Origin of the sequence: Empedobacter sp. UBA6745 (genome assembly GCF_002453775.1) — a bacterium.
GTDB classification, from domain to species: domain Bacteria; phylum Bacteroidota; class Bacteroidia; order Flavobacteriales; family Weeksellaceae; genus Empedobacter; species Empedobacter falsenii_C.
Window position 1 is genome coordinate 251163 of sequence record NZ_DKHL01000046.1, and the last position, 14437, is coordinate 265599.

13 protein-coding genes are annotated in these 14437 nt (G+C 31.9%); 6 read left to right on the forward strand and 7 right to left on the reverse strand.

The window, feature by feature from the left end:
• Nucleotides 1–38: 38 nt before the first annotated feature.
• Both B4H69_RS13800 and B4H69_RS13805 read left to right on the forward strand, forming a co-directional pair.
• On the forward strand, nt 39–1721 hold the full coding sequence (locus B4H69_RS13800; RefSeq protein WP_180904441.1) for an RluA family pseudouridine synthase: 1683 nt from the start codon (nt 39–41) through the stop codon (nt 1719–1721).
• Between the two features lie 21 nt (nt 1722–1742).
• Nucleotides 1743–2093, forward strand: coding sequence for a hypothetical protein (locus B4H69_RS13805; protein ID WP_180904442.1), 351 nt, complete (start codon nt 1743–1745; stop codon nt 2091–2093).
• Nucleotides 2094–2142: 49 nt separating this feature from the next.
• On the opposite strand, the gene B4H69_RS13810 is transcribed toward B4H69_RS13805, so the two are convergent.
• The 5 genes from B4H69_RS13810 to B4H69_RS13830 all read right to left on the reverse strand — a co-directional run bounded on the left by B4H69_RS13810 (nt 2143) and on the right by B4H69_RS13830 (nt 9253).
• Nucleotides 2143–3549: an efflux transporter outer membrane subunit gene (locus tag B4H69_RS13810; protein WP_291094479.1), complete on the reverse strand. Its 1407-nt coding sequence runs from the start codon at nt 3547–3549 to the stop codon at nt 2143–2145.
• A 2-nt stretch (nt 3550–3551) separates the two neighbouring features.
• Nucleotides 3552–6707, reverse strand: coding sequence for an efflux RND transporter permease subunit (locus B4H69_RS13815; RefSeq protein ID WP_180904444.1), 3156 nt, complete (start codon nt 6705–6707; stop codon nt 3552–3554).
• 13 nt (nt 6708–6720) lie between these two features.
• Nucleotides 6721–7962, reverse strand: a complete 1242-nt coding sequence (locus B4H69_RS13820; RefSeq protein ID WP_180904445.1) for an efflux RND transporter periplasmic adaptor subunit — start codon at nt 7960–7962, stop codon at nt 6721–6723.
• A gap of 7 nt (nt 7963–7969) precedes the next feature.
• A complete protein-coding gene (locus tag B4H69_RS13825) occupies nt 7970–8464 on the reverse strand; it encodes a GbsR/MarR family transcriptional regulator (RefSeq protein WP_038330593.1) in 495 nt (164 codons plus the stop codon).
• A 228-nt stretch (nt 8465–8692) separates the two neighbouring features.
• Nucleotides 8693–9253, reverse strand: a complete 561-nt coding sequence (locus tag B4H69_RS13830) for a hypothetical protein (RefSeq protein ID WP_180904446.1) — start codon at nt 9251–9253, stop codon at nt 8693–8695.
• A gap of 120 nt (nt 9254–9373) precedes the next feature.
• On the opposite strand from B4H69_RS13830, the gene B4H69_RS13835 reads away from it, so the two are divergent.
• Genes B4H69_RS13835 through B4H69_RS13845 form a run of 3 tightly spaced genes read left to right on the forward strand, consistent with a single transcriptional unit; the run spans nt 9374 to nt 10799 of the window.
• A complete protein-coding gene (locus B4H69_RS13835; RefSeq protein ID WP_180904447.1) occupies nt 9374–9979 on the forward strand; it encodes a hypothetical protein in 606 nt (201 codons plus the stop codon).
• Between the two features lie 56 nt (nt 9980–10035).
• Complete coding sequence (locus tag B4H69_RS13840) at nt 10036–10482, forward strand: KTSC domain-containing protein (protein ID WP_038330588.1); 447 nt, start codon at nt 10036–10038, stop codon at nt 10480–10482.
• 2 nt (nt 10483–10484) lie between these two features.
• Nucleotides 10485–10799: a hypothetical protein gene (locus B4H69_RS13845; RefSeq protein ID WP_180904448.1), complete on the forward strand. Its 315-nt coding sequence runs from the start codon at nt 10485–10487 to the stop codon at nt 10797–10799.
• A 55-nt stretch (nt 10800–10854) separates the two neighbouring features.
• On the opposite strand, the gene B4H69_RS13850 is transcribed toward B4H69_RS13845, so the two are convergent.
• Nucleotides 10855–11829 carry a deoxyhypusine synthase family protein gene (locus B4H69_RS13850; protein ID WP_180904449.1) on the reverse strand — a complete coding sequence of 325 codons (975 nt, stop codon included), beginning with the start codon at nt 11827–11829 and terminating at the stop codon, nt 10855–10857.
• A 31-nt stretch (nt 11830–11860) separates the two neighbouring features.
• Nucleotides 11861–13243, reverse strand: coding sequence for an arginine decarboxylase (locus tag B4H69_RS13855; protein WP_180904450.1), 1383 nt, complete (start codon nt 13241–13243; stop codon nt 11861–11863).
• A gap of 418 nt (nt 13244–13661) precedes the next feature.
• On the opposite strand from B4H69_RS13855, the gene B4H69_RS13860 reads away from it, so the two are divergent.
• Complete coding sequence (locus B4H69_RS13860; RefSeq protein WP_038330582.1) at nt 13662–14435, forward strand: ParA family protein; 774 nt, start codon at nt 13662–13664, stop codon at nt 14433–14435.
• Nucleotides 14436–14437: the final 2 nt, after the last annotated feature.

Sequence of the window (14437 nt, forward strand, 5' to 3'; positions counted from 1 at the left end):
CCTTAAACTGTATCTTTGCATCGATTTTAAAGAAACAAATGTCCAGTTATTTTCAATATTTTAAACAATCAATTACAACATACGAACTTCCCGAAAAGTTTGATTATCCATTTTATTATGAACCAACTGAAATTGCAAAACAAGCATGTAAAGAGGTACAAGAATACTTGGAAAATCAAATCGATTTTGAACATAATTTTGGTTTAGAAAATGACGTATTTTCTACTCCAATTGGTAAAATGTTTGGAGTTTTAGTTGTTCGAAATCAGGAGAACAAAATTGGTTATTTAGCAGCTGTTTCGGGGAAATTGGCTAATACTAATCAGCACAAAGTTTTTGTTCCACCTGTTTTTGATATGTTGAATAAAAATGGTTTTTTCTTAGAACAAGAAGAACGTTTGAATGAAATCAATCGTATTTTAGAATCATTAGAGAATAATCAAAACTATCTACAACTTAAAGAAGATTTTCTTCAATTTGAAATCAATTCTAAATTAAAAATTGAAGAAGGAAAACAACTTTTAAAATCAAATAAAAAAGATCGAAAAGCTCAACGCGAAACAATTTTATCAACTTTATCTGAAGAAGAAATTAAATTTTTTGAAGAAGATTTAGTAAAACAAAGTTTACGTGATAAATATGAATTCAGAGTTTTGAGTGAAAAACTTGATGCTGAAAAACAGCTTTTATTAAACGAAATAAATGTTTTTGAGAATAAAATCAGTTCTTTAAAAGAAGAACGAAAAACAAAATCTAATTCACTTCAAAATCAATTATTTAATCAATATCAGTTCTTGAATAAGTTTAAGCAAGAAAAAGGATTATTAGAGATTTTTTCGAACACTGTTTTTCAACAACCTCCAGCTGCTGCCGGAGAATGTGCTGCACCCAAATTATTGCAATATGCGTTTCAAAATGATTTAGAACCAATTTGTATGGCTGAGTTTTGGTGGGGAGATTCACCTAAGTCTGAAGTTAGAAAACATGGACAATTTTATCCAGCTTGTACAGGAAAATGTGAGCCTATTTTAGGACATATGTTGCAAGGAATTGAACTGAATGAAAACTTATTGTTGAAGCAAAATTCAATTATTGAAGAGTTAGAAATTTTATATCAAGATGATGATCTGGTTGTTATCAATAAACCAGAAGAGTTTCTTTCGGTTCCTGGAATTGAGATTAAAGATTCGGTTTATCTTAGAATTAAACATCAATTTCCGTTGGCTACAGGTCCAATTATTGTTCATCGTTTGGATATGTCAACTTCTGGAATTCTTGTTTTAGCTTTAAATAAAGAGAGTCATAAAATTCTTCAACAACAATTCATTAAACGTAAAGTTCATAAACGTTATATTGCCCTTTTAGACGGAAATATCGAACATGATAACGGTTTTATAGATTTGCCTTTGCGTGTCGATTTGGACGACAGACCACGACAAATGGTTTGTTATGAATATGGAAAAACGGCGCAAACAAAATATGAAGTCATTTTAAGAAAAGACAATAAAACACTTGTTTATTTTTATCCAATTACTGGTCGTACACATCAATTGCGCATGCATGCTTCGCATCGTTTAGGACTAAATGCGCCAATTATTGGCGATGATTTATATGGAAAAAAAGCAAATCGTTTACATTTACATGCAGAATCTTTGGAATTTACACATCCAAAAACGAAAGAATTGATGAAATTTCAGGTAGAACCAAATTTTAATCTCTAATTTTGTGAAAGAATACAAAGAATGGAAAATAAAGATTTGACAATACGAGAAGTGATTTATCGCGATATGGATACGTTGATTATGGCAAAATTGAAAAACGGATCTAACATTTCAATAGATGATTTGATCGATATTTCTTCTTATTTAGCAGCAAGTTTGTTCCGTGAACGTTGGAAACAAAAAGGTGAGTTGAGCGAAGAGGAAGTGAATATCGTTTTAGGAAATTTAGGTGATTTTTGCAACGAGCATTTTGGTGAATATTTTACTCAACAAGATTTTGATAAAATTGTAAAGATCTCTCAATTATTGTTACAAAAACCTACGTTTGATAACGATTCGAAAGATTTTTTTGATGAAATATTGAAAAAATAAAAAAACCTCTCAAATATTTGAGAGGTTTTTTTATTAAGATTAGAATTGCTTATTGCCATCCACCTCCAACAGCACGATACAATTCGACCATTGATGATAAAGATGATAATTTCGCATCAACAACATTCAATTCAGCATTTAACCCATTGTCTCTTGCTGTAATTACTTCTAAATAGTTTGCCATACCGTAGTTTAACAATTCTTCAGAATAGGTAATTGCTTGATTGTATAATTGATATTCTTTTTGTTTATATTCAGCTTTCTTCGTTGCTGCATTGTATGTGTATAACGCATCAGAAACCTCTTTACTTGCATTTAAGATTTTGCTTTTGTAATTAATCAAAGCATTTTCTTGATTTGCTAAAGCGACTTCTTTTTGCGTACGCAATTTACGTTGTTGTAATAAAGGTTGAGTTAAGCTACCGATAACCGTCGCAAATAAAGATTGCGCACTAAACAATTTATCGATATCAATTCCTTGTACACCACCAGTTGCAGTAATAGAAAGAGAAGGATAAAAACTTGCATTCGCAACGTTAACATTCTCAAAAGCGTTCATCAATCCAAACTCTGCAGCTTTGATATCAGGACGATTTTCTAATAATTGAGCTGGAACACCAACAGATAATTTTTCGTCAATTTTTTGAGAAGCTAAGTTTGTACGATTAATAGATTGAGGATTTGTTCCTAACAAAATACTCATCACATTTTCGTTCATCTTAATTCCATTTTCAACGTCAACCAATAATGATTTCACATTGAACAATTGCGCTTCCGTTTGGTTAACTGCAACTTCTGTAACATTACCAGCTTCTTTCAAAGCTTTCGTTGTTTCTAAACTTTGCTCGCGGTTGATTAAAGTTTTATCTAAAATTCTTTTTTGCTCATCTAAAGCCAATAAGTTGTAATACGTATTTGCAATAGAAGCAACAATTTGTGTTTTAACCGCTTTGTGCGCTTCTACAGTTTGCAAATAAGTTGCAGCTGATGCACGTTGATTACTTCTAATTTTACCCCAAATATCTGCTTCCCAACTTAAGTTCCCTGAAACTTCGTATTGACTTTGTGCACGTTTTGACATCAATGCACCAAACTGAGTGTTACGAGAGTTTTCTGTAAACGTATATTTTGGCCCAACAGATAAAGTTGGTAAATAACCTGCTTTACCTTGTTTAGCATACGCTTCAGCGACTGCAATATTTTGCAGTGCTGAACGTATATCTAAATTATTTTGTAAACCTTGATTAATCAAAGCTTGTAATTGAGTGTCTGTAAAAATTTGTTTCCAAGAAACAGTTGCAACACTTGCACTGTCTTTTGCAATAACATCTGTTATGAAATTTGCTTCATTTACAACAGCTTCAGGACGATGATAATCTTTTGCTACGAAACAAGACTGAACAGCAAACAATCCAGCTGCGATTAAAGTAATATTAAATATTCTGTACTTTTTCATTTTTAGATTGAATTATTATGTTCAATTTCTTCTTGTGGACGATCAAATTTAATTGGTTTAACTTTTTCTTGTAATGTTTGGAAAACAACAAACAATACTGGAATAACAAATAAACCTAAAATTGTACCTACTAATAAACCAAATGCTGCTCCTGTTGCTACAGAACGGTTACCAGCAGATGATACACCTGTTGCAAATACTAATGGCATTAATCCTAAAATGAAGGCAAAAGATGTCATCAAAATTGGACGTAAACGAGCTTTCGCTCCATCTATAGCTGCCTGAATAATTGACATTCCGTGTACACGTCTTTGTAATGCAAACTCTACAATCAAAATGGCATTTTTGGCGAGTAAACCAACCAACATGATTAAGGCAATTTGGAAATAAATATTATTTTCTAATCCAGCTAACCATTGAGATAAATATGCACCCATCATACCACAAGGAACAGATAATAATACTGCGAATGGTAAAACATAAGATTCATATTGTGCAGATAAAATAAAGTACACGAATACGATACATAAAGCAAAAATCATTGCTGTTTGAGAACCTGAATTAATCTCTTCACGAGTAAGACCTGTAAAGTCAGTACTATAAGAAGTAGATAATGTTTGTTCAGAAACTTGATTAATTGCTGTAATTGCATCACCTGTAGAAAATCCTGGTTTTACAGCTCCTGTAATATTAGCTGATGTAAATAAGTTGAAACGGTTAACAGAGTTAGGACCATATACACGTTTTAAAGTCACAAATTGTGAAACTGGTGTCATTGAACCTGCATCCGTTTTCACGAACATTTTATTTAAACTTGTTTCATTGATACGATCATCTGGCGAAGCTTGAATGTACACACGGTATTGTTTACCAAAACGTGTAAAGTCAGCTGCATATAATCCTCCAATATATCCTTGTAAAGTTGAGAAAATAGAACTTACTGAAACACCAGATTGTTTTGCTCTTTCAATATTAACATCGATTTCGTATTGAGGGAAACCTGTATTTAAAGAAGTTTGAGCATACATAATTTCTGGACGTTGCATTAATGCACCAATATATTCCTTTGCAACTTTATCAAAATCAGCAATGTCTCCACCTGTTTTATCTAATAATTTCAATTCGAAACCAGAAGACATACCAAAACCTGGAATTGATGGTGGTTGGAAGAAAATCATTTGAGCATCAGGAATTTGAGCTGCAGCACCAAATAATTGTCCAATGATTGATTGTACTGATAAAGCGTCTGTTGTACGTTCTTCGAATGGTTTCAATTTAATGAACATCATACCATAATTAGAACCAGCTCCAGAAATAATAGAGTTACCTGAGATAATTGTTGCTTTATCTAATCCAGGAATTTTTTCAATTTTTTTCTGGAATTCTTTTTCAACTTCATACACACGGTCCATAGAAGCACCCGCTGGTAATTCGATATTACCAATAATAAATCCGTTATCTTCAGTTGGCACGAAACCTGTTGGCATCATTTTTCCAATACCCCAAATTCCTACTCCACTAAGAATAATTAATAAGAATGAAATCCATTTGTGTTTAATTAAAAATTTGAATGAATTACCATATTTATGTGTCATACGATCAAATGAAGCATTGAAAGCATCAAAGAATCGTTGAATAAAGTTACGTTTTTGCTCTCCTTCTTGATGTGGTTTTAAGAATAAAGCACACAATGCTGGAGATAATGTCAAGGCATTTAATGCCGAAATTAAAATGGCAACAATTAAAGTAATACCAAATTGTTTGTAGAATACTCCAGTAGGTCCTGAGATAAATGTTACTGGTACGAACACCGCACACATTACTAATGTAATTGAGATAATCGCTCCAGAAATTTCATCCATCGCATTTTTCGTTGCATCCATAGGAGCTTCGTGATGAGACTCCATTCGAGCATGCACGGCTTCCACAACAACAATGGCATCATCCACCACAATACCAATGGCGAGTACTAAGGCAAATAACGTTAATAAGTTTAACGAGAATCCTGCCAAATTAAGGAAAAAGAATGTACCAATAATAGACACTGGTACCGCAATCAATGGTACTAATGTAGAACGGAAATCTTGTAAGAAAATATATACAACAATAAATACTAAGATAAACGCCTCTATCATTGTGTGAACAACTTTAGAAATAGACGCATCTAAGAATGTATTTGTATCCATTAAGATAGTGTAAGAAACTCCTTCTGGTAATAATTTAGAAGCTTTTTCTAACTCAGCTCTTAAGTTTACAATAATTTCTTGTGCATTAGATCCTGGCGTTTGATAAACAGCAAATACAGCAGAAGGATCTCCATCCATTGCAGAACGTCCTGCATAAGATTGAGCACCAAATTCTACATTCGCTACATCTTTTAATCTAAGAACCTGTCCGTTTGGTAAAGATTTAATAACAATATTACGATATTGATCTTCTGTCTTGTATCGTCCAGAATATGTGATTGTATATTGGAATGATTGTCCAGAGTTTTCCCCTAACGAACCAGCAGCAGCTTCAAGAGATTCTTGAGATAAAGCTGCAGAAACTTCAGAAGGAACTAAACCATAACTAGCCATACGAGAAGGATCTAACCAAATACGCATAGAATAAGTCATCGCACCAAACACAGTTGCATCCCCTACACCGTTTACACGTTTTAAGGCTGGAATAATGTTGATGTTCAAATAATTCTGAAGATAAATCTCATCATATTTAGGGTTTGTTGAACTAAACGAAGCAAACATCAATGCTGATGTCTGTTGTTTTTGTGTCACAACCCCAGAACGAGTTACCTCCGAAGGTAATAATGGTGTAGCACGTGCCACACGGTTTTGTACGTTTACCTGTGCGATATCTCCATCTACACCTGGTTTAAATACAACATCGATAGAAGCAGAACCGTTATTAGAGGCAGTAGAAGAAATATAATCCATTCCTTCAACCCCGTTCACCTGTTCCTCTATCGGAATAATTACAGACTCCATTACTGTCTTTGCATTTGCTCCAGGATACGAAGCAGAAATTTTTACAGTAGAGGGTGCAATATCTGGATATTGTGTTACTGGAAGCGATATAAGCCCCAGTATCCCCAATATCAATATAAGGATAGAAATTACCGTAGATAGTACGGGTCTTTCAATAAACTTTTTTAACATATCTATTTACAATTTAGAATACCGTTTTTGTAGATTCTACGATTTGATCAAAGTTTGCTGGAGTTGGTTTAACAGCTGTTTTATCACGTAATTTACCTACACCTTGTGCAACAACTTTATCACCTTTCTTCACTCCGTCTTTTACAACTGCCATATTGTTCGCTCTTTCTACAACAGTAATTGGAGTTGCATAAGCTGTATCTTTTGTTACTTTGTAAACATAAGTCATACCTTGCTGTTCAAATGTTGCAGCTTCTGGTACAACCAATACATCAACATAAGTTTTTGGAACACGAATACGTCCTGAATTACCATTTGCCAAAAGCTTAGCCTCGTTGTTAAACGTAACACGGAAATCGATTGTTCCTGTTGTTGGGTTAATTTGACCAGTTACAGTTTGTATTTTACCTTTCTCAGGATAAACATCTCCATTAGCTAATACTAATTCTACTGCTGGAATTTTATTTAATTTATCTTTTAAAGTAGTTCCTTCTGATTTAGAAATAAAGTTTAAATATTCTTTCTCATTCATAGAGAAATAAGCATATACTCTACTTGTATTTGAGACTGTAGTAATTGGAGTTTGATCCGTAGGACCAACTAATGTCCCTTGACGAGAATTAATAGAACCAACCACTCCACTAATAGGTGCTCTAACAACAGAATAATCTACATTTGCTTGAGCTCCTTTGTAATTTGATTGAGCTTGAGTAACACCAGCCTGCGCTTGAGACTTAGCAGCTAAAGCTTGATTGTAACTCGCTTGTGCTTTTGCTAGATTAGCTTTTGCAGTTTCTAATTGTACATTACTAATAATGTTTTTTTGTACCAACGGAGTCAATTTGTTCACCTCTACTTGAGCTGCTTGCACTGCCGCTTGCGCTGCACTTACATTAGCCTGAGCCGCTTTTACATTAGCTTGCGCTGCACCAACACCAGATTTTAAAGCATCCGCATTTTGAGTTAAAACATTTGTTTCTAATTTGAACAAAGGTTGACCAGCTTGTACATATTGACCTTCATCAACATAAACTTCTGTAATGTATCCTTGGATTTTTGCACGAACATCATTATTTACGATACCTTGAATATTTGCAGGGTATTCATCATAACTCGTCACCACTTTCGTAGGCACATCAACTACCGGATAAGGTGTTGGACCTTGTGCTTGTTGAGCAGCAGCATTGTCTTTCTTTCCACAAGAACTCAAAGCTATTGCCAAAGCACCAACCATTATAACGTTAACGTTTTTCATATTACTTTTACTTATTTTCTAGTTGAATTTTATTTATTTTTTGTATTGTTTCGTCTAATATCACTTTCGTTTGATTAAGATGTTCCAAATAGATATCAACTACTCTATTTTCAACATTTTTAGAAAGCGTATTATTCGCTAGTTTATGTTCTTTTATTCGATTTGTATAACCTATATCTTGAGAAATCATTTCAAATAAAAAATCTAATTTCTCTGTCAAATAATTAAAATTTAATCTAAAATATCTTTTTCTAGAGTTAATTTTATTTATGTATTCGATGTGTTTCATCGATAGTAAGTAGTTAATAGAGTTTGATAAGGAACTTTTACTAACATTAAAAATCTCAAGAAGTTCTTCAAACGTAAACCCCTCCTCATCCGATTCTAAAATCATGTATGCTTGCAATTTAGCCGTCAATGGAGGAAAACTATAGGTTCTCTCCAGAAAAGCGCTAAAGCTGCAAAAAAGATCCGAATTACATGCTTGATTTTTTATATTCATAATGTGTATAATCTACAAAACCATGCAAATATAAAATAGTTAGTTCGGTTTACACAGAACTAACTATACTTTTTTCGATATTTAACAATTAATTAAATTAATAATTTGTTAATTCATACCTAAAATCCTAACAAAAAATAGACCAAACAAATTAAAAATAAAGCTATTATAGCATAATTAATTATTATTTTACACAATATTATATAAACAACCTTTTGTTTTAAAGAGCTATTGAGGTTTGAAATTTATAGGAGTTTTTGTTAAAAAATTATTAATTTCATCAACATCGTTCTGGTAATCAAATTTTAAATCTTCATGAAATTTTTCAAAAATAGAAAAAATCAATTTCAATCTCCCAAGTTGATAGTTGTATAATTTTTCTGCATTATCTCCCGTTGTATAAGTTTCAAAAAGATAAGGATAACGACTAAAAGATTCTTGAATGATATATTTTCTCAATTCAAATTCTGACACTTTATCTTTCGTAATTTGAACATGATAATTCACAATTCCACTCAATGTTTTTAGCGTCAACAACAATTGACGATGACTTCTATTTATATTAATCTGATTAATTAAGTGATGAGACTTTTTAAACTGTAAATCAATCTTTTCATAAATATTTTTTACACGTTCCTGCAAATCACTTTCATCTTCTAATAATTGAAAATGTAAATGCTCTACCAAGGTTTCATCTTTATTGATAAGACGTAAAAGAAGTTTATCCTTTTCTTTTGAAGGAAGATCTAAAATAGAATTTTTCAATTCAGGAACGTCTTTCAATTTCATACTTATTTTGTTTGCTGTTAGCTTGTTTAAAATTACAAAAATATTCGAGAAAATTCGTTTTATCCAAAACGATTAAATCATATAAATAATGTATATTCGAAAAAATAAATCATAACCTAAATGCCAAAATCACTCAAAACCTACATCATTTCCTCTGTTCTTTTCATTCTTTTTTTGTTGAGTTTAAGCCTTATTGGTTTGAATTTAAAAGGAGAATATACCTATCAAATTCTAGCTTGGACTTGGATTATTTTCACCTTTTACATCATTATTAAATTTTGGAAAATCATCTATATCAAAATTTATGGATTTTTGCTTTTTGCTTTAGTTGGATTAAGCATTTTACCAATGGCAATTCCGTTTATTGCAATCCTTAGTTTTTTATTTAATTTGGATACAATTCAAACCATTAAAATGAACGACGAATACAAAATAGTGGTTATGAAAAAAGTTATGGCAAAGAAACGTGCCTATATCTACAATTCTGAATCTAAATTTCTTATTTTAGAAAAATCACAAAATATTGCGAGACCAGATTATAGTGACATTGTTTCTGAAACATTAAATATTAATTTTGATGATCCAAAGTTATATGAATACGAAAACGAACCTATTCAACAAGCTAAATTGGTTTCTGTAAACAAGGATAGTATTGGCATTGAATATCAAATTCTCAACAAAAAGAAAATTATTTATCATAATCTTAACGAAACTTATGGATATTAAACGTATTTCGTGATTTATAATCCGTACTTTTGCACTCCGAAAAAAGGATTATAATTATGAAAAGCGTTGTAGAACACAGAAAATTACTTGGAGTTGATAAAAATGTTACTCTAAAAGAGTTGAAAACAATTTACAGAAATACGATGAAAGATGCGCATCCTGATAAATTTATCAACGACGAAGCAGGTAAAATAGAAGCCGAAGAAAAAAGTAAAGTTGTGATCGAAGCGTACCACTTTTTAGTAAGTATTAATCCTGAAACGCACGAAAAAAACAAAGAAGAATATACGATTACAACTGCAAAATCCAACATTCATGATTTTTATATGGATGAACAAATTTTGAAAGTAGAACATTTAGATGGAAATCATTACGAATATTTCGGTGTTCCTAAAAACACGTACATCAAAATGGTAAATTCTGACTCTCCAAGCCGTTTTGCTAGAAGACATATCTATGGAAAATTTACACATAGAAAAGCTGGTGAAGCAATGAAAGATTAATTATGTCTCAATATTATAATGAAAAAATCTGCTCACTAGTCGAAAAATTATATATTTCTTCAGGCAACTCAAAAGAAAGATTATCAGAATGCCAAGAAAAAATAATATCGTGTTATTTAGCCTCTAAAACTGCTAATTTATCTGATGAAGCAAATGAATTTTGGAATAAATTTAACGAAGAGTATTTATCCAAAATTAATATATATGAAGATAATAGAGCTAAAAATGTAAATTTATATAGTTTATTAAGTAAAAAACGATTTAAATCTCTAGAAAAATATTATCTCTTTTTTCTAGAAGAATATTCTAAAATATAGCATAAAAAAAACCACATCATGAGATGTGGTTTTTTTGGTTTATATATTCTATTGATTAGTTTCCTAAAATATAGTTGAAAATCAATGGTGCTACGATTGTTGCATCAGATTCGATCATGTATTTTGGTGTATCGATATCTAATTTACCCCAAGTAATTTTCTCGTTTGGAACAGCTCCAGAATAAGATCCGTAAGATGTTGTAGAGTCAGAGATTTGACAGAAATATGCCCAGAAAGGAACATCTGTCCACTCTAAATCTTGATACATCATTGGAACAACACAAATAGGGAAATCTCCAGAGATACCACCTGCAATTTGGAAGAAACCTACACCTTTACCATCAGAATTTGCACGATACCATTCTGTTAAGTAAATCATGTATTCAATTCCAGATTTTACCGTAGACGCTTTTAAATTTCCTTTGATTACATTAGATGCAAAAATGTTTCCTGTTGTAGAATCTTCCCAACCTGGACAAACGATAGGTAAATTTTTCTCAGCTGCAGCAACAATCCAAGAATCTTTAGGATCAATTTCGTAGTATTGTTCTAGAACTCCAGAATTTACAACTTGGTATAAAAATTCGTGTGGTAAATAACGTTCACCTTTTTCTTCTGCTGCATGCCAAACATTTTCTAAATGCTCTTGTAAACGACGAAAAGCTTCCTCTTCTGGAATACAAGTATCTGTAACACGGTTAAAGTGCGTATCTAACAATTCACGCTCTTGCTCTGGTGTTAAATCACGGTAATTTGGAATTCTTTTATAGTGAGAATGCGCAACTAAATTCATTACGTCTTCTTCTAAATTTGCTCCTGTACAAGAAATGATGTGCACTTTATCTTGGCGAATCATTTCAGCTAATGAAATTCCTAATTCAGCAGTAGACATTGCTCCACCCAAAGAAATTAACATTTTACCACCTTCTAACAAGTGTTGCTCATATCCTTTTGCAGCGTCAACTAAAGCAGCTGCATTAAAGTGTCTATAGTTATGTTCTATAAACTGACTGATTGGTCCTTTACTCATTTTATTTGTTTTTTATTTATTTAAAATTTAATTATTTGTACCCCAAAGTATTCAACACATCTTGATGCGTTTGCTCTTCAGAATATACTTTTGCTTCATAATTTTCGTCAATCAAAATATATTTAGGTTGAGGAATCAAACAGTGATTAATTCCACCAAATCCACTAATATTATCTTGATATGCTCCTGTATTAAAGAAACCAATGTACAATGGTTTTGCTTGATCATATTTCGGAAGATAAATGGCATTTACATGTTGTTCTGAATTGTAATAATCATCAGAATCACACGTTAAACCTCCTAATAATACACGCTCATACTTATCGTACCAACGGTTAATTGGCAACATGACAAATCGTTTCGAAATTGCCCAAGCATCTGGCAAAGTTGTCATAAAAGAAGAATCGATCATATCCCAATATTCCTTATCATTTTGTTTCTTTTGATAAAGAATTTTGTAGACTACTCCTCCACTTTCTCCTACTGTAAACGAACCAAATTCTGTAAAAATGTTTGGAACAGGAATTCCTTCTTCATCACAAATCATTTTAATTTGCAACAAGATTTCTTTCGCCATGTATTCGTAATCGTATTCGAAATTCAACGAATTTTTGATTGGGAATCCACCACCAATATTCAAACTATCTAATTCTGGACAAACTTTTTTAAGGTTTACATAAACTCTCAAACATTTTGTCAACTCATTCCAATAATACGAATTATCTTTAATACCTGTATTAATGAAGAAATGAAGCATTTTCAATTTAATGCGTTCATTTGGTTTTACCATTGTTTGATAAAACGGTACAATATCCTTGTATCCAATTCCTAAACGAGAGGTATAAAACTCAAATTTCGGTTCTTCTTCCGATGCAATACGAATTCCGATTTCAAAATCGCCTTCTATCGCTTCCGAAAACAGATCAACTTCTTCGTAATTATCAATCACTGTGATTGTTTTACGATGTCCGCTATTTACCAAACGAGCAATGTTTTCTACATACTCCTCACGTTTGAAACCGTTACAAACAACATATTGATCGTCTGTAATCAAACCTTCTCCAATCAAATTTTCGACAATATTAATGTCAAATGCAGAAGATGTTTCGATGTGAATATCGTTTTTTAATGCTTCGCCTAAAATGTGACGAAAGTGAGAACTTTTTGTACAATAACAATAATTGTAAGTTCCTTCATAGTTTAACTCTTCACGCGCTTTCTCAAACCAACCTTTCGCTTTTTGTATATTTTGCGAAATTTTAGGTAAATAAGTAAATTTCAATGGCGTACCATGTTCTTCGACCAAAGCTTTTAGGTCAATTCCATTAAATTTTAAGTACTCTCCATCTAATTCAAATTCATCTTGTGGAAAGTCAAATGATTGCGTGATTAAATCTATGTATTTAGTTTTCATTATGCTTTATAAATGTTACGTGTGTTGAATAATTCTAAAAATTTTGCGAGAAAAAATTTAGGGTATTACAGACGTATCGCATAATATACATTGCGAAGCAATAAGGGGAAAGAATAATTCTTAAATTCGTTTCTATTCATTAAAACTACTGCGTTAAAGCTCTTTCTATTCTCAACGCTTTCGAATAAAAGGTTAAAACTCATCAACTTTTTTTATTAAAAAAATTATAAAAATACTTGTCGCAAATATAAGTTTTTTAATTCTGTTAAAAAGATAAAATAATATTAAAATTTAGCTTTACAGAACTGATGTTTTATGATGTAAAACAAATATTCAACAATTATTCAAAAATTTATTTTTTCTTTAAGGTTTAGCAAGGTTAAATATTGTATTTTTGAAATCGTTTTGAACGTAAATTATGGGTAAAATTATTGCTATTGCTAACCAAAAAGGTGGTGTTGGTAAAACGACAACTTCGTTAAACCTTGCCGCTTCATTAGGTGTTTTAGAGAAAAAAGTTTTATTAATTGACGCAGATCCGCAAGCAAATGCAACATCTGGTTTGGGTTTTGATTTGGATGAAATCGAAGCTGGAACCTATGAAGTATTGGAAAATGAAGTGCTTGCGAGCAAAGCTATTTTACAATCAGAATCGCCAAACCTAGACTTGATGCCTGCTCATTTAGATTTAGTTGCTGCCGAGATTGAGATTGTAGATTACGAGAACCGCGAATACATGTTAAAAAACGCGCTATCAGAAATCAAAGATCAATATGATTATATTATTATAGATTGCGCGCCTTCACTTGGTTTAATTACTTTGAATGCGCTTACAGCTGCAGATTCTGTGATTATTCCTATTCAGTGCGAATATTTTGCATTAGAAGGTTTAGGAAAATTATTAAATACGATAAAAGGAATTCAACAACATCACAACAAAGAACTGGATATTGAAGGTTTATTGTTGACGATGTATGATTCGCGTTTACGCCTTTCTAATCAAGTATTAGACGAAGTGAACAATCATTTTCCGCAAATGGTTTTCAAAACAATTATTACTCGAAATGTACGTTTGTCAGAAGCACCAAGTTTTGGCGAAACAATTATTCAGTACGACGCAGCAAGTAAAGGTGCAGAAAATTACTTAAATTTAGCGCGTGAATTTTTAATTAACAACAACGATACAGTTTAAAT

Coding starts and splice junctions, on each gene's coding strand:
- B4H69_RS13840 (WP_038330588.1), top strand. CDS start 10,036: ATGAAAAGCGTTGTAGAACACAGAAAATTACTTGGAGTTGATAAAAAT.
- B4H69_RS13815 (WP_180904444.1), bottom strand. CDS start 6,707: ATGTTAAAAAAGTTTATTGAAAGACCCGTACTATCTACGGTAATTTCT.
- B4H69_RS13830 (WP_180904446.1), bottom strand. CDS start 9,253: ATGAAATTGAAAGACGTTCCTGAATTGAAAAATTCTATTTTAGATCTT.
- B4H69_RS13850 (WP_180904449.1), bottom strand. CDS start 11,829: ATGAGTAAAGGACCAATCAGTCAGTTTATAGAACATAACTATAGACAC.
- B4H69_RS13810 (WP_291094479.1), bottom strand. CDS start 3,549: ATGAAAAAGTACAGAATATTTAATATTACTTTAATCGCAGCTGGATTG.
- B4H69_RS13845 (WP_180904448.1), top strand. CDS start 10,485: ATGTCTCAATATTATAATGAAAAAATCTGCTCACTAGTCGAAAAATTA.
- B4H69_RS13860 (WP_038330582.1), top strand. CDS start 13,662: ATGGGTAAAATTATTGCTATTGCTAACCAAAAAGGTGGTGTTGGTAAA.
- B4H69_RS13820 (WP_180904445.1), bottom strand. CDS start 7,962: ATGAAAAACGTTAACGTTATAATGGTTGGTGCTTTGGCAATAGCTTTG.
- B4H69_RS13825 (WP_038330593.1), bottom strand. CDS start 8,464: ATGAATATAAAAAATCAAGCATGTAATTCGGATCTTTTTTGCAGCTTT.
- B4H69_RS13805 (WP_180904442.1), top strand. CDS start 1,743: ATGGAAAATAAAGATTTGACAATACGAGAAGTGATTTATCGCGATATG.
- B4H69_RS13800 (WP_180904441.1), top strand. CDS start 39: ATGTCCAGTTATTTTCAATATTTTAAACAATCAATTACAACATACGAA.
- B4H69_RS13835 (WP_180904447.1), top strand. CDS start 9,374: ATGCCAAAATCACTCAAAACCTACATCATTTCCTCTGTTCTTTTCATT.
- B4H69_RS13855 (WP_180904450.1), bottom strand. CDS start 13,243: ATGAAAACTAAATACATAGATTTAATCACGCAATCATTTGACTTTCCA.